The following is a 15721-nucleotide window of genomic DNA, read 5'->3' as shown; positions in this document are numbered from 1 at the left end:
GAGAAGCTGCTTAATAAGTAAGCAAATGATGACAACTACCTTGAAAAACACCGATTGTCAGGGATCATTAGACCACTACAACTTCAATTGTCAGTTATAACTAAAACGGCACCTAGCCTTTGAGCAAAAAACCCTATATAACTCATCCCCACCTTCATGCACTCTTACTCGAAAGAAAAAAATACTCTTCCCTCCCTCCTCATACGCGAGAGCTAGCTCAGCATCATCTCTTATCAAACCTTCAGCTACTAAGTGAACTTCTAATGCATCGAGTGCTTTTTCTTCTAAGGCTTTATCGTGAATTGGTTTAAAACCTCCAAATGAAAGGGAAGAAAAAAAAAGAGCAAAAACAAAAAAAACAATTCGCATAACTATTCCTTTTTTATTAGTTCAATACTAATTCCAGTTTAGTAAGAAATTAAGATTGTCGCAGCAGTGAAACTAAATAGATAGCTCTCGTTTCATGCAATTAAAGTCGGAGTTCATCATTCTTATTATGGTAAATGGGTAAATTAGCTACCAAAAACAACCCTCAGACCTCCTCAAACGCTCTCAGCGAGGATTTTGGGCTTGTTCAAGGCTATGCTCATACTACCTTGTATGTGTGTGACTCTTTCAGTGCGATTTACAGAGCAAAAACTAGCGAATTCGTTTGAGTCAAGAACTGTACTCTGCCCCCACTTTTCGTACTTTGTGAGTTAAGTCGCCCCGTTAGCAAGAATTTGGACAGCCGCAACTACCTTAAAATGCAGGTCACATTCTCCACTGGACGGACGGCGCATTCGGTTACTTCCCACCTTACAAATTAGGTGCGATGTACGCGGCTCAGTTCATGGCTTCAATGAAGAAAACAGTGGATGTGAACTCAGTGATTGAAAGCGGTGACCTATCCCCTATCTTCAATTGGTTAGAATCGAACATTTGGAGCAAAGGCAGCCTGCTTACTACTGATGATTTGGTGAAAGGTGCAACAGGTGAAACCTTGAATGCGCAATACTTCAAAGATCATTTGAGAAGTCGTTACCTTTAATGGAATAAATCGATAGAGGCTGATCAGTTTATTGATTCAGCCTTTTTAATCACATTTTCAAAACATACTTAGATTGATTTGAAGGTTTTATCCCTTCATCGAACTTAACAATCACGGAAGATTCTGGTACCTATTAGCACGAAATTGGACAATAACAAGTTAGGAGCAGTCATAAACTGCAGTCTCATTCGAAGCGATTAAAAAAGCACTTCTAAACGAGATGTTAGAAGTGCTAATTATTGAGTAAATTTAATAAACTTCTTATACCCAGACTTGATCAAATACTCGGTACATGTTGCCACCTAAGAACTTGCTGCAGTCTTCTTCTGAGTATCCATTTTCAAGCATGGTATCAATTAGAGCTGCAACAATTTGATATGGTGCTGGGGTAGGAAACCCTTTTGCTCCTACAGCGGCACTATAGCCACCATCAGGGAATACGTTCTGCCCCATTGGTGTTTGAATAATAGACGCTGTAAAATTGATGTTCGGGATATAGTCTGAACCGAAGCCAACGTGGTCTATACCGACTAAGTTGACCATATAATCAATATGTCGAAATAATTGTTCAGTCGTCAATATATCTGGGTTAGATGTATCCATAAAGGCAGCCACCATATTTATTGAGCAAACCCCACCGGTTGCCGCAACACCTTTAATCACAACGTCAGAAAGGCTTCTCTGATAATCGGCAATGGCTTTCGCACCTGAATGCGAAGAAATGACAGGTTGGCTACTGCGTTCAATCGCATCTAAGGAGGTTCGTTCGCCAGTATGGCTTACATCAACAGGCATACCGTATCGGTTATAAGCGTCGACAAGTTTTTTTCCATATTCAGTTAGACCACGGTTCTCAATTTCGAAGCAGCCATCACCCACATCATTACGTTGATTATATGCCAATAAACAGTAACCATAGCCCATCTCACGCCATAGTCCTACGCGATCAACATCACCACCAAATATTTGAGTACCTTGGTGAGTGAAGTAAATACCCAATTTGTTTTGTTTTACCGCTTCATCAATATCTTTGGTAGTGCGGATCATCATATAGTCGTCTGGGCGTTCTTTCATTTTGCTTAGGTAGAACTGAGCGCCTTTCATAATGCCTTCAACCGAGGCATCTAACGAGTCTGCGGAAGGACATGCTGCTAGTACCTTGAATCCAGCGGCTTTGCACTTGTCCATTTCATCATGGAATTCTGGTGCTTCAGGTGAAGACCATTGAGAGGGCCAAAGACCGGAAAAAAGGCTGTCAATAGCCATAGAATCTCGAACAATTTTTTTTGCACGTTCAGATGCAGGATATTTGTGTGTTCGTTGAGGGATTTTTGAATAATCTTTTATTTCAAATTCTGGTAATTTTGGTGCACCTGACTTTGTCGCTTTATCATTACTTGGTTCGATTTCAGATTTGTTGTCCATATTTGAAATTTTCCTTAACAGTGTTAGCTTCTATAAAATATAAATATGTTGGAAGTTTGGAAGTTTGGAAGTTTGGAAGTTTGGAAGTAAAGATAGGTACGGATTTATATCAAACGGAGTGTTAAGCCCTTTGTATGCACCTTTTTATAAATAAACTACGCCCAATGACATGATAAAAACGTGATTTATGTCGAATATTTTTGGCAAATCTATCTAAATGTTACCTCAATTAGAAAATTCATTTAAAAGTATTATATGTGACACTTTAAGAAATTATCGAAGAGGTGAGATAAAAAAGCGATACCTGAGTATCGCTTTCTATAGTCTGATTTATCATTGATTAGGTGAATTAACGTCGAATGGCTTCGCCTGCTTTAACGTCTGTATCTAGTTGTGTGTTGTTGACAACGATTTTGCCGTTAACCAATAACCAATGTACGCCTACGGCTGGGTGGTTAGGATCTTGGTAGGTGCCCACATCAGCGATAGTTTCTGGGTCGAATACCACGATATCTGCGTCCATATTGGTTTGGATTCGTCCTTTATTTTTCATTTGAGGGACAAAATCTTCTATTAATTGAGCTGGCATCAGTGTCATTTTACGTAGTGCTTCCGTCATCGTTAACAAGCCGCGCTCACGAACATAGACTCTGAGTACTTTAGCAAAGGTGCCATTTGATCTAGGATGAGAGAATAGATCTTTTGGTAATGGCCACTCGTCACCTGCATAATTTTCAATGTGGCCGTCTTCGTCCATATGCATCCAGAACATTTCGTCAGATTCAATCAACACATTAGGATTTAGAATCGAAGCGTCTAATAGAGCAAGATCTTTAGGGTTTTGCTCGTCTAGGAAGTGCCAGACAATAAAAGTACCAGGTTTATTTTCTTGGTAGTCTTTCAACTGTTCTTCTGTCATACGTTCTTTACCTAGCTGAAAGTTTTCAGCGGTTGAACCCATACGTTCCCGCCAGCCTTCACCAGAAAACATGGCTGCGCCAACGACAGTACTTGCTGCGCCCCAAGGGTAAGCGCCCACAGTAACATTGATTCCTTGTTCTTGAGCCTTATTGACCATAGGTAAGATGGTTTCGATATCTTTTAATGAAGTACTGTTAATATGACAAAAGTGCATATGAGCGCCAGTGATAGCGGCATTGCCCACTAATTCTTTAACGGCTTCAAACGAGCTTTGTGGCTCGGCATTGCTGGCATAGCGAACGTGAGTATAGGTTGCTACGTCTCTTTCTGCGGCTAATTCAGCCAATGCATAATATTCTTTTTGACCATGGCCCGGTGCATAGCCAGCGTTAATACCGATACCTAGGCCACCTTCATCAAGGCCTTGCTCAATCAGCTTGATGATTTTACTTTCTTGCTCAGGTGTTGCTATATCCATCTTCCAATCATTACGTGATTGAGCTTTTTGGAAATAGCCAACGGTCGCTTCGGGTTCCGTCTCACTAAATGTAGCAATACGAGCGTAAGTCCAACCAGCTGCTGCACCATAGTTTAATGGTAAGCCTTTTTCAGCTTGTCCTGCATACCAGTCACTGATAGGTAGAACACCAGATTCGAGTTCCAGCATAGTGGTAACGCCTTGCATCGCCTGCATTCTGTAGTCACCAATGTTTTGACCATGAGCGTGGACGTCGATGAATCCAGGGGCAACAACTTTACCTGTAGCGTCAATAGTTTTATCCCCAGAAATACTATCGGTCGTTATTGCTGTGATCTTATTATCTTTGATCCCGACATTAGCAACAGAATCGAAATTTGTTTCAGGGTCGATAACTCTGCCGTTCAAAATTACAACATCATAATTAGCGGCGATAACAAGTGGTGACATAAGGCCAAAGCCGACGATCGTAGCCTTTTTAATGAATGATTCTAGTGGTTTCATAATTTTATCCCGTGTGTGTGAGATGAACTATAAGTGTTACGTGTCAAAAATCTTAGACCAATAATTTCACGCTATCTACCTGATCCTCATCTTTGCTCATTGATAAGACAAATCTAACGTGACAAGAGAAAGTGACTCAAAAACAATCACTTTTACGCTCATCTCACCCACAACTATTGACTTTGCCGCTCCAGAGCTGCCCTTCTCTATAAAGGCAACTTTGACAAAATAATCCTTCATAGCTAAACGTTTATGTACCAACGTTTTCGTCAGGGAAAAAAAATGCCAAACCTTAAATTACGAAGTTTAAGCGCGATATTCTTCTTTGCTGTCACTCTTCCCATCGTAGTGTTAGCCGACGAGGGGCAAGATGTAGAGGAGGTAGCTAAAGAGCTAGCCAACCCAAACACAACGCTTGGCTCGATGTCCTTTAACTTGGATTGGACGAACTATCAAGGCGACTTAAATTCAGCGAACAGTCAGAACGGGTATCGCTTGAGCTTTCAACCTGTTCTCCCTGTGCCAATTGCAGAGCGAACCAACTTATTTATCAGACCAAATATACCTTTAATATTTGACCAACCCTATTACAAGGGCGATAGATTTGAAAATTCAGATGCAGGTCTCGGTGATATCGGCTTTGATGTGGCCGTTGGTCATACCTTTGAGAGCGGCATGATTGTCGTGGGGGGGATAGTGGGTACACTGCCCACCGCAACAAGCGATGAACTGGGTAACGATCAATTCTTACTCGGTCCAGAGTTTGCCTTAGCCTACGTACAAAGCTGGGGGGTTATCGGGGCGTTAATTACCCATCAATGGAACGCTGGCGGAAGCAATGACGCCGACGCGAGTATTACTGGTGGACAGTACTTCTATACCGCGAATCTAGACGATGGATGGCAAATTCAAGCGCAACCAACTTGGAGCTATAATCACGAAGCGAGCAGTGGAAATAAATTGTCATTCCCTATTGGTATTGGGTTCGCTAAGACGACTCTCATTGGTGGCAAACCCATCAAGTTTGGTCTTCAATACTGGAACTACATTGAAAGCCCTGACGCGTTTGGGATAGAGCATCAACTTCGACTGGTCATCACACCTGTTGTTGCTCTTCCTTGGTGATAACAGGTCGCAGGATAAAATTAGACATAAAAAAACCGCAGCGAACTGCTGCGGTCTTAAATTTGGCGGTGAGTGAGGAATCCGACTTATTTATTTAAGATGCTGATATATATCCATAAAAAAACTCGCAAAGAGAGCGGTAATACTTATGGTAATACTTTTAACCAAGTGTCAAATTCATAAGTTACTGCATAAATTTTTAGGCTAAGGCAACTATACTTTATCCTAACGTACTTAACCTGCTTACAACCGCCAGCTAGTAATTCAGTCTATTTCAACATAAGTATAATAGCTTCTTCAACGGCATCAGTTAGGTATTTCCAACGGTGCTGCAATAGCCATGCAGGCTAAGCCCCCCGATACACGGTTACTCACTTTAATCCCTTTCCGCACAGAATCTCTGAGCCTTAAGAAGGTTCTGGGCATTTCTGAGTTACGAAATGGTGCGTGAGAAGTTTCTGGACAAAAGTGTGCTACGCGATTTGCTAATTTAGTGAGCAATGGATTAGTTTAAGTAAGTTAAATGAGATTTGTCTTAAAATAGACAAAAAGCACGTCGGGCAGCCAATTACTCAGTATTGTTTGCAGGAGCCGTTTAATTAGTAGTGTCTACTTTGGCCACATCAAGGTTCCAAGCATATGAAAATTAATTGAATGCTCGGGCTATCCTCCCATGCCCTTGATAATCGTATTTCACTGAGTTACTGCTAACGAATACTGATTCACCAGCTCTCAACACAACGTGATTATTTTGACTTGAAATTGCAACTTCACCTTCAATACAAAACAGTATTTCTGCGCTACGAACAAACTGTGCTTGGCTGGTAATCTCGACTGTCATTACTTCAAAGCAGAAGTCATCAACTGGGATCGGGTAGCTCACTTTATTACTCTCTTTATATATTGGTTTTAGCCGAATCTCCGCTGGTTCAATCGGTTCGAATGAGGTGTTATCTATTAACTCAGTTACATCAATGTGTTTTGGTGTGAGCCCTGCGCGCAAGACATTGTCTGAACTTGCCATTATCTCCAGACCAGTCCCCTGCACATATGCATGTGGGGTTTCGGCGTACAAAAACATTGCTTCGCCAGGTGCTAATTCAACAGTATTAAGCATTAGTGGAGAAAATAGGCCGATATCTCCAGGATAATGCCGCTTAAACTCAGCACTGTACTGCAGAGCCTCGCGCCCTATCATGGTTTTAGCCGGACGTCTGTGCGCCTCACCAAGTTCAGCCAGTGCCACCTTTTTACGTTCACCTTCAAGTGACATAATCGCAGCAAAGAACTCTTTTAGCGCTGCACTATCTGCGTGCTTTTCTAGCTCGGAAATTTCTTTCGCCAGACTTGGAATGTCGGCCTCTTTAAACAAAGTAATAATGTCTGCAATTGGGCGAAATCCATTCATCGCTTTATAAAAGGTTAAAGCGTAAACCAATTCAGGCTTATGGTTGGAATCTTTATAGTTTCTGTGCGCGGCATCTAGCGGAATCCCTCGTTGGTTTTCTCGCTCAAACCCTTGCTGCGCTTTATGTTTACTAGGGTGTACCTGAATAGAGAGTGGCATCTCTGCGGCAAGCACTTTGAATAAGAAAGGCAACTCCCCAAAACGTGCAGCGGTGTAGCCACCAAGAATATCTTGCTTGTTGTGCTCAATTACCTCAGCAAGAGGCTCTCCGGTACCATCGAGCCTAGAGCAGCCATTTGGGTGAGCACCCATCCAGATCTCTGCCTGTGGCTTGTGCTCTGGATTATTGATACCAAATAGGTTGTGAATGGAGTCTTTACTACCCCATGCATAGTTTTGGATGACGTTATCAAGCTTAAATAGAGACATACTACTTCTCTCCAAAAATCTGTGCGCCTACTTTCAAAGTAGCGGCAATATTGCGTGCAGTGCGAGTCAGATTATCGCCCGCCTCTGTCAGAACTTGTTCTAGTGGTTGTGGTGAACGAACCGTGCCAAAGGTGCTATCGACAACGTTGTAGAGTTCATCAATCTCTTTACCCAATGAGCCTGCAATTCCAATCACGGGAATACCTTGTAGCGTGGCTCGTTTAGCAATACCAAACGGGGTCTTGCCTTGCAGGGTTTGGTTATCCATCTGGCCTTCGCCAGTAATAACCAGATCCGTGCCCTGCAGCACTTGGTCTGCGTTTAAGGTGTCTAAAACCATCTCAATACCTTGCTTGATTTGGATATCAAATAGCAGTGATAAACCAAGAGATGCGCCACCAGCAGCGCCAAAGCCAAGTGTAGTTCGGTTATCTGTTCCAGTGAGATTGCTGCTGACCTCTCCAAAATGATTCAACGCGTCATCAAGCTGATCAATCAGTTCCGAGGAAGCCCCTTTTTGAGCACCAAAGATATAGCTAGCGCCGTTTTCACCAACTAATGGATTGTTGACATCACAAGCGATCACAAACTCGACCTGTTGGCATCGAGGATGGATATTGCTTAAGTCGATACGAGAAAGGTTAGAAAGAGCAGTACCACCCAAGGCAATCTCATTGCCTTGCTCGTCCAACAACTTGCCACCCAATGCTTGGACGATACCAGCCCCACCATCATTGGTGGCGCTGCCTCCAAGACCAAGCAGGACTTTATTTACACCTTTCTCAAGTGCCTCTTTGATCAACTCACCAGTACCATAGGTAGTTGCAAGGGCAGGATCGCGATCTTGTGGCGAAACTAGGTCTAATCCCGATGCTAAAGCTATCTCTATCAATGCCGTATTACCGTCATCAAGCAGTGCCCAATGTGCATCGACGGTCTCACCTTGTGGGTTCATCACTTGGGTAGTTTGCACAATGCCATCTAACCCTTGCATCAATACATCGACCGTTCCCTCACCGCCGTCGGCCAGCGGTAGATGCACATACTCCGCTTCTGGGAATACTTGTGCAAAACCGGCTTCAACGCTTTGGCATACCTGCTTGGCACTAAGAGACTCTTTAAATGAATCGGGGGCAATTACAATCTTCATCTCGGTTCACCAACTCCGCCCAGTTGGAATCAGAGCGGAGGTTTCTACGGTTAAAAACTAGGATTAAAACTTCACTTGGAATGATTTAGCCTGACACGCATTAAGTGCACCAAAGCTCTGGCTAGCGACTTCGGTATCACGTACTCGCTCATCCAAGCTGGTCTCTTGCCATGAAGTCACTGGTTGAGTGAAGGTAACACCATCTTCAATCTGTCCAGATTCAGCCGGGTTGTAGACACGTAGAATTAAGGCATCTTCATCTTCCGCTTTCTTCAGTACACTAAGAACAGCTCCTTTCTGCTCTTTGGCAAGAAGCGAGTAGGTTAACGGCTTATCTTGCTCACCGACGTTTAGCTTCATTGCGTTGTACGGGATCTTGTTGTAACACTCGATTGGCGTTACATAGTCTCGTGCTTTAGCCATAACGTTGGCCGCGATATGGTTGCCAGCAAAACCAAGTAAGCTGAATTCACACACCAACTTGCCGCGAGTTTGCGAGTCTGGGGTCGGGATCTTGATACCTGAAGGACGTCCTGGACGCAGCAACAACTCTTCTTTACCTAGAACTCCTACCCCACGCAGTAGAGTTAGAGCAAAGGTATCGCGTTCTTCATTGCCTTGGCTTGATACGACTTCAAACTCACGCAGACCATTGGTCATCAATGCCAGTCCACCTGTCTGGTTTTCAACCGCAGCAAAGTTCATCAGCTGGTACACAGGCACTGGCGCTTCTTTCCAGCTTTCTTGCTCCCATACTTCCATTGCAGGGTCGTTAGTTGGTCGAGTGATAAGGCCAAACTGGTTATCTGCCACCACATTTTCAGAGACAAATGGCGTTGGGATAAGCACACGTACTCGATGATCGTCTGCTTGATTATCTAGCTCCATACGGACTTCAATGCGGCGTGAACCGGCTTTAAGTACCACTTGACAATCGACATCTACATAGCCGTTTTGTCCTGTGCGCTCTTCACGCTCTTGCAGATTAGCTGGTACATCCATTCGCAGTTTGATGCTAGCAACCGATTGGAATCCTTCATGTTTAATATCGGTTTCGACTTTAAACTCATCTGAGTAAAGCAGCCACTCTTTGCGAGATGGCGAATAGTCGTACTCATCGCCATCGTCTGAACCATCTTCAATTTTTAGCACTTGGTCGTATGTCATCTCGGTTTCTTTGTCCAAGATGGTTAGGGTGCCATTGTCGTTCACTTTGATGGTGTAGAACTCATTCTCTAGCAGGTAATCTTTCTGCTCGGCAATCTTCTGAGCACCTTGTTCATTGCCTTGAATATGCAAGGTAGCAAAGCCCATCGCAGGTACAGATTGTTTAATCTGAATATCGTACTCAATAAACGGGTCATAGTTACCGTAGTGGACAATCTGGCGGTCAATCTTGCCTGGGTCGATCACTCGCTGATCTTGGATGAAGTACTCAACTGAGTTGCCGTTATCATCGAAGATGTTGAACTGCTCTGAACGAATAGTGATGGTGGTGTTGATCACCTCTTCACGTTCGTATGGCGATAGGTTAAAGAAAGCTAGCTTGTCGCAGCCTTCACGCGCTGGCATGTGGTCAACAATTTTACGCTTGTAAAAGGTGATCAGATTGCTCGCCATATCGTCGGCTAGGATGTAACGGTTAAGGATCTCCGCATGCACCTTGTCTGAACAGCAGCAGCCAATAGAGTCATGGGCATGGTTCTTCATGCTCTCTTTCCACATTTTCTCAATCAAGCCATGGTGATATTCAAAACCTAGTGACCAAGCGATAGAAGCAAGAGGTTCTAGGATGTTGACGATCTTATTCTCTACCTGAGCGTGGATCAGCTTGATATCCATACGAGTTGACGAAATTGTACGGTGCACACGCATGTATTTGCCGTCGTTAAACTCGCCTTTTACTGTGTCTAATTGATCGCGTTCTTGCTTGATGCGGTCGAACACCTCTTCAAAGCGGCTCATCACAAACTCACGTTCTGGGTAAACCTCACGTAGCTTGTCCATCACCTCAAAGATGTCTTTTTGGATTGGCATCTGATCGTGACCATTCGGCAGCAGGATATCTTTGGTCACTGACGGTTTTTCTAACACCGGGAAGTATTTGTCTAGGCGAGCACGCAGCCCTTCTTCATCTTGAGGTAGGTACTTACCAATCGCATATCCAAGAGGCAGTACTTGTGCAGCTACTTCTGAACCATCATTAGATTGCCATAAGAACTCAGTTTTGTTGGTACCGTGACGCTCAGAGCAACCACGCCAGAACATCGCTGTATCGATATCAAATCCGTTATAGATCATCGGCAACTGTGAGCTCATTGAGAACGAGTCTGGCAAGTAACCAATTTTCATTGGCTCACCTAACTCTAGACAATCGCGTAGGCCGTACAACATGTTACGGACGATTGACTCACCACCAACCTGCATAGTGTCAGTTTGAGAGTACCAAGGGCCAACAATAAGTTTGCCCGCCTGAACTAGGTCACGTACACGCTCTTTATTTTCTGGCTTGATGGCAAAGTAGTCTTCAAGGACAGCTGTCTGACCATCAAGTACATAGTATTTGTATTCTGGATCGCTCTCCAGACGTTGCATGATCTCTTCCATGTTGTTCACCAGAAGAATACGAGACTCTTCAGTGGTGAAGTACCATTCGCGATCCCAGTGCATGTGTGGGGTAATATGAACGCGTGATTTAGTCATTGTTTTGTACCTGTAAAGACTGTGCTGTGCGACTTAAATGAGTAATGGCTTTTGAGTAAACGCTGAGTTATCCAAATAACTTTGAAGCAATAGAACCAAACAACCCTTTCTTCTCTTCAACTACTGGTGCAGATTCTTCGGCTGCCTGTTCAATTTGTTCTTCCTCATCGCTAAGAAGTGCAAAAATTTGTTCTACAGTTGTCGCGCTAAGTACCGCTTCACGAACTTCATCATCAATCAAAGTACTTGTCAGCTCGGTCAGCAGTTGCATGTGTGTAGAGCCCGCTTCAGCATTAGGAATAGCAATTAGAAAGATCAGATTTACATCCTCTTCTTCATCAATGCCCTGCCATTTCAAATCTTGTTTTAGGGTTGCGACTGCAAATGCTGCTTCTTTCACTGCGTCGGTTTTGCCATGTGGAACAGCAAGGCCTTCGCCTAGCGCCGTTGCACCATGCTCTTCACGGGCAAACACAGCTTTTAAATACTCTTCTTTGTCGTGCAGTTTGCCTTGTTGGTCGAGTTGTTCAGCGAGTGCTTCAATTGCAGCGTCACGACTTTCGAACGTCGTTTGTAGATTAATCAGTGATGAGTTGGTAAGCGTTGTAAGGTTCATAGTTTTAGCCCCGTGTTCACGTTCTTTTGGGTTATCTGTTTATGTGACAACAACAATACCAATCAAATACAAATAAACCGTGATACAGTTCTCACAAATATCACGATATGTATTAAATTGGAGTTAAATGTCCATATTTGTATTCTTTATCATTATTTAACTGGGTAGAATTCGTATTATTCAAGTCAAAGGTCACACGCTAAGACCTGTTAGAGTGGTTCTACAGGTTAATACGCAAGAGGTTAGCTAGGATATGACGACAAGATTACCCATGTACCGACAAATCGCTGATGCCATTAGAGATAAGATTAGCACCGGTATTTACAAGGTTGGTGAAGCACTACCGACAGAAGCACAACTCCGTGAAGAGTTCTCTGTCAGCCGCGTAACTATACGCCAAGCGCTTAAACTTCTAATCGAACAACAAGAGCTAGAAAGTATTCAAGGTAGTGGTACCTATGTAAAAGAGAGCAAAATAAACTACAACATCTACCAACAGAGCAGCTTTGCTGAGAAATGGGCTCATTTGCAGGGAGTAACACACAGCGATGTCTTATCTTTCGAGGTACAAGCCGCCTCATTAACGCTGGCCGAACACTTGGATATCAATGAAGGCGAGCGCATTTTCTACATCAAGAGAGTACGTTTCCTGGACGAGACCGCCATTACGGTTGAAGAGACTTGGATGCCAACGACTATGTTCCCAGACCTCAGTTACCAAGTGATGCAAGGGTCGAAATATGACTACATCGAAAAGCAAAAGAAGATGGTGATAGATAGAAGTGAGCAAGAAATCATGCCTGTCCTTCCACCAAGTGACGTGGCGACATTGCTTGGAGTCAATCCTACAGAACCTGTTATAGAAAAGCGTACTCGCGGATACCTAGAAAATGACACCATCTTCGAATATAGCCGAAACTATTTCACGACCAACAACTATAAATTTACCCTCACCTCTAAGCGCCAAAGGGCGAATACAAGCTATTCTATTTAAATAAGGGTTTTATTACTTAATGTCGCCTCGTAGCTATTTAGTATTATATTTCAATGGCATATAGTCATAGTGCATTTTTTGTATTACTTTGATACTAAGAACAATAAAAACAAATTAAATACAAATAATACAACTTGTGAGAATTATCACAGATGATTAAAACAAATTAAGTAAGAATATAATCATTGAGTGACCTATTTGTCGCTCAAATGACGAGAGACGACGCAAAGGAACATCAGATGAAAATTTTAGCGATTACAGCATGTACAGCCGGTGTAGCGCACACCTACATGGCGGCTAAAAATTTAGAAAAGAAAGCAGCCGCGCGCGGTTGGGAAATAAAGGTCGAGAAGCAAGGTGCGAATGGACTAGATGGAAAACTAACCGCACAAGATATCGCGCAGGCCGATGGCATTATCTACGCTGTTGACGTAGGCGTAATTGAAGCTGAGCGCTTCGAGGGGCTAACGTCTGTGCAAGGTAAGGTTAAAGATGGTATCAAAGCCGCTGATGAAATGCTTGATGCACTCGAAGAGAAGGTCAAAGCGGGTGGCTCAAATGCGAAAGCAGCCACGACGACCAACAAGTTTGCCGAGAAGGAAGAGAGCAACGACAATATGATCGTTAGTTTCTTGAAACTTTGGTACAAGGGCGCTCTTTCAGGCGTATCTCACATCATTCCTCTTGTTATAATCGGTGGTCTTTGTGTAGGTCTTCTAAATCTATTCTTCGGCTACGATTACACCCACCTTTATGATGAAGCGATACTGGTTGAATACACGGGCAAAACATACGCAGACCTTGGCATAATTAACGCCGCTGAAGGGTTAGCAAACAGTGAAATCGGTGCAATTAAGAAAGAAGTTTATGCAGCTATTGCACAGCCAGAAGCCAAAGCGCAGTTTGAGTCTTCGTTTCAAGGCATTATTCATTTCCTATACTACGGCACGTTAAAAGCATTTAACCCACTGTTAATCTGTGTGCTTGCAGCATTTACAGCTTACGGTATGGTCGGTAAACCTGGTCTAGCTCCTGGTTTCGTCGGTGGTTTCGTCGCTGTTGGTGGTGGATTCGGTAAGATCTCTATCATGACCGGCGGCTTCCTAGGTGGCTTAGTAGCCGGTGCAGCAGCAGCGTTATTTGTTATGCTTGTCCGCCAGATCAAAGTACCGAAAGTACTAGAGTCAGTGAAGATGATTATCATCACACCTCTACTAGCGGGTATCGCAACACTAATCTTTATGTATGCGGGCCCTGGTAAGTTCTTCGCGATGCTTAACAGTGGTTTGGTTGACTGGCTAACCTCAATGGGCACAAACAACCTACTGATTCTTGGTTTCATCCTCGGTGCTATGGCTTGTTTCGATATGGGCGGCCCGGTAAACAAAGCGGCTTACCTATTCTGTATCGGTGTTGGTACAAGTGGTGACTTCGCTGGTGATGCATCAATCTTTTACGCTGCCTTTACTGCTGCGAAATGTATCCCTGGTATGTCATTAGGCATTATGTCTGTCGTATTCAAACGTTTCTTCGATGAAGAAGATCGCTTGGCAGGCCCTTCAACCGCTATCTTAGGTTTCTGTGGTATCACTGAAGGTGCTATCCCTTACGCTGTAAAAGATCCAATGCGTATCATCCCTGCTCATATGATTGGTGGTGGTGTAGCGGCTGCATTAATTCTTTCTTCTAAGATTACTATTGGTACCGTAGCTGGCGGCGCAGTGTTCATGCTACCTGTCATCGGTAACCCTGTTGCTTGGCTGACTTACTTCGTCATCGGTATTGCAGTGTCAATGGCACTAACCATCGGATTAAAAGTAATAGGAAACCAAAAAGAAAAGAAGTTAGCTGAAACGAAAGCTTAACTCACCCTCACTTAGTATGCTCCAAAACTCCAAGCCTCCCCCGCTTGGAGTTTTTTTGTATTATCAGCTCACTCACTCAACAACCATTTCTTGTATTCAGTGCTTTAATTCGTATCATTAAGCCTCTAGAGGTGATCACAAGTCGTTGTCACCTATCTCTTTTGTATTGTTTCCGAGGTTTACATGGCAAGACTGCCCCTGTATCGCAAAATAGCTGACGCCATTCGAGAAAAAATCAGCAGTAAGATTTACAAGGTAGGTGAGGCGCTGCCAACAGAAGCTCAATTGTGCGAAGAGTTTTCTGCCAGCCGAGTAACCGTTCGTCAGGCGCTTAAACTTCTGATCGAAAATGAAGAGCTAGAGAGCATTCAGGGTAGTGGCACCTACGTTAAAGAGAATAAGGTTAACTACGATATCTACCAACAAAGTAGCTTTGCGGAAAAATGGGCTCATTTAGGTGGGATAACTCATAGCGATGTAATTGCCTTTGAAATTCAATCTGCCTCGTTAACACTAGCAGAGCACTTAGACATCAACGAAGGCGCTCGAATTTTTTACGTAAAACGCGTTCGTTTTGTCGATGACAACCCAATCACCGTTGAAGAGACATGGATGCCAGTCGACATGTTCCCGGATCTAACCTATCAAGTGATGCAAGGCTCGAAATACGATTATATCGAGAAGCAGAAAAAACTGGTGATAGATAGAAGTGAGCAGGAAATCGTGCCCATCCTCCCGGCTAACGATGTTGCTGAGTTGCTAGGCATCAGTCCTGCCGACCCGATCATTGAGAAGCGCACTCGCAGCTACCTACACGATGACACTGTATTCGAATATAGTCGCAACTACTTTAAATCCAGTGACTATAAGTTCACTCTAGTCGCAAAAAGACGGAAATCTCCCCGTTAACCTGTGGACGTTTTGAGTAAACTTGTAGAATGTTCGAATCGACTATTCAGATTACTATTTATAGGACAAACTTTCTTTAACAAGATAGCTATGAGTAAAAACACTAACGTGATGTATGGAATCCACTCCCTCCTTAGCAATCTAGACTTAGGAGTGTGAGAAAA

Annotated in this window: 10 protein-coding genes and 2 pseudogenes; 5 read left to right on the top strand and 7 right to left on the bottom strand. The window is 43.5% G+C overall.

The window, feature by feature from the left end; genetic code table 11:
- Positions 1–90: 90 nt before the first annotated feature.
- The gene (locus AB6E52_RS21570; protein ID WP_102321458.1) at positions 91–369 is read right to left on the bottom strand and encodes a hypothetical protein; all 279 of its coding nucleotides are present in this window, start codon (positions 367–369) and stop codon (positions 91–93) included.
- A 391-nt stretch (positions 370–760) separates the two neighbouring features.
- On the opposite strand from AB6E52_RS21570, the pseudogene AB6E52_RS21565 reads away from it, so the two are divergent.
- Positions 761–1030 (top strand): annotated as a pseudogene (locus AB6E52_RS21565) (carboxypeptidase M32); the annotation flags it as partial.
- A gap of 261 nt (positions 1031–1291) precedes the next feature.
- Here the strand turns inward: AB6E52_RS21565 and AB6E52_RS21560 are convergent.
- Both AB6E52_RS21560 and AB6E52_RS21555 read right to left on the bottom strand, forming a co-directional pair.
- Positions 1292–2455, bottom strand: coding sequence for a dipeptidase (locus AB6E52_RS21560; protein ID WP_017062427.1), 1164 nt, complete (start codon positions 2453–2455; stop codon positions 1292–1294).
- Positions 2456–2804: 349 nt separating this feature from the next.
- Positions 2805–4358: an amidohydrolase family protein gene (locus AB6E52_RS21555; protein ID WP_017062426.1), complete on the bottom strand. Its 1554-nt coding sequence runs from the start codon at positions 4356–4358 to the stop codon at positions 2805–2807.
- Positions 4359–4640: 282 nt separating this feature from the next.
- On the opposite strand from AB6E52_RS21555, the gene AB6E52_RS21550 reads away from it, so the two are divergent.
- Positions 4641–5483, top strand: a complete 843-nt coding sequence (locus tag AB6E52_RS21550) for a hypothetical protein (protein ID WP_017062424.1) — start codon at positions 4641–4643, stop codon at positions 5481–5483.
- A gap of 646 nt (positions 5484–6129) precedes the next feature.
- On the opposite strand, the gene manA is transcribed toward AB6E52_RS21550, so the two are convergent.
- The 4 genes and pseudogenes from manA to AB6E52_RS21530 all read right to left on the bottom strand — a co-directional run.
- Positions 6130–7320 (bottom strand): mannose-6-phosphate isomerase, class I, encoded by a 1191-nt coding sequence (gene manA, locus AB6E52_RS21545; protein WP_102321457.1) that lies wholly within the window; start codon positions 7318–7320, stop codon positions 6130–6132.
- Between the two features lies 1 nt (position 7321).
- The gene (locus AB6E52_RS21540) at positions 7322–8470 is read right to left on the bottom strand and encodes a glycerate kinase (protein WP_102321456.1); all 1149 of its coding nucleotides are present in this window, start codon (positions 8468–8470) and stop codon (positions 7322–7324) included.
- 63 nt (positions 8471–8533) lie between these two features.
- Complete coding sequence (gene mngB / locus AB6E52_RS21535) at positions 8534–11173, bottom strand: mannosylglycerate hydrolase (RefSeq protein WP_102321455.1); 2640 nt, start codon at positions 11171–11173, stop codon at positions 8534–8536.
- Positions 11174–11291: 118 nt separating this feature from the next.
- Positions 11292–11789 (bottom strand): annotated as a pseudogene (locus AB6E52_RS21530) (fructose PTS transporter subunit IIA); the annotation flags it as partial.
- A 253-nt stretch (positions 11790–12042) separates the two neighbouring features.
- Between AB6E52_RS21530 and AB6E52_RS21525 the strand changes: the two are divergent.
- The 3 genes from AB6E52_RS21525 to AB6E52_RS21515 all read left to right on the top strand — a co-directional run bounded on the left by AB6E52_RS21525 (position 12043) and on the right by AB6E52_RS21515 (position 15557).
- Entirely contained in the window at positions 12043–12783 is a 741-nt protein-coding gene (locus AB6E52_RS21525; protein WP_241910602.1) for a GntR family transcriptional regulator, read from the top strand.
- A 239-nt stretch (positions 12784–13022) separates the two neighbouring features.
- The gene (locus tag AB6E52_RS21520) at positions 13023–14648 is read left to right on the top strand and encodes a PTS fructose transporter subunit IIC (protein WP_198594332.1); all 1626 of its coding nucleotides are present in this window, start codon (positions 13023–13025) and stop codon (positions 14646–14648) included.
- 183 nt (positions 14649–14831) lie between these two features.
- Positions 14832–15557, top strand: a complete 726-nt coding sequence (locus tag AB6E52_RS21515; RefSeq protein ID WP_102321452.1) for a GntR family transcriptional regulator — start codon at positions 14832–14834, stop codon at positions 15555–15557.
- The last annotated feature ends 164 nt before the right edge of the window (positions 15558–15721 follow it).

It is taken from the genome of Vibrio sp. 10N.247.311.13 (assembly GCF_041467595.1).
GTDB lineage: Bacteria > Pseudomonadota > Gammaproteobacteria > Enterobacterales > Vibrionaceae > Vibrio > Vibrio crassostreae_C.
The sequence above is the reverse complement of the archived record's forward strand: the minus strand, read 5'-3'. Positions and strand labels throughout refer to the sequence as shown.

Coding starts and splice junctions, on each gene's coding strand:
- AB6E52_RS21570 (WP_102321458.1), bottom strand. CDS start 369: ATGCGAATTGTTTTTTTTGTTTTTGCTCTTTTTTTTTCTTCCCTTTCA.
- AB6E52_RS21560 (WP_017062427.1), bottom strand. CDS start 2,455: ATGGACAACAAATCTGAAATCGAACCAAGTAATGATAAAGCGACAAAG.
- AB6E52_RS21555 (WP_017062426.1), bottom strand. CDS start 4,358: ATGAAACCACTAGAATCATTCATTAAAAAGGCTACGATCGTCGGCTTT.
- AB6E52_RS21550 (WP_017062424.1), top strand. CDS start 4,641: ATGCCAAACCTTAAATTACGAAGTTTAAGCGCGATATTCTTCTTTGCT.
- manA (WP_102321457.1), bottom strand. CDS start 7,320: ATGTCTCTATTTAAGCTTGATAACGTCATCCAAAACTATGCATGGGGT.
- AB6E52_RS21540 (WP_102321456.1), bottom strand. CDS start 8,470: ATGAAGATTGTAATTGCCCCCGATTCATTTAAAGAGTCTCTTAGTGCC.
- mngB (WP_102321455.1), bottom strand. CDS start 11,173: ATGACTAAATCACGCGTTCATATTACCCCACACATGCACTGGGATCGC.
- AB6E52_RS21525 (WP_241910602.1), top strand. CDS start 12,043: ATGACGACAAGATTACCCATGTACCGACAAATCGCTGATGCCATTAGA.
- AB6E52_RS21520 (WP_198594332.1), top strand. CDS start 13,023: ATGAAAATTTTAGCGATTACAGCATGTACAGCCGGTGTAGCGCACACC.
- AB6E52_RS21515 (WP_102321452.1), top strand. CDS start 14,832: ATGGCAAGACTGCCCCTGTATCGCAAAATAGCTGACGCCATTCGAGAA.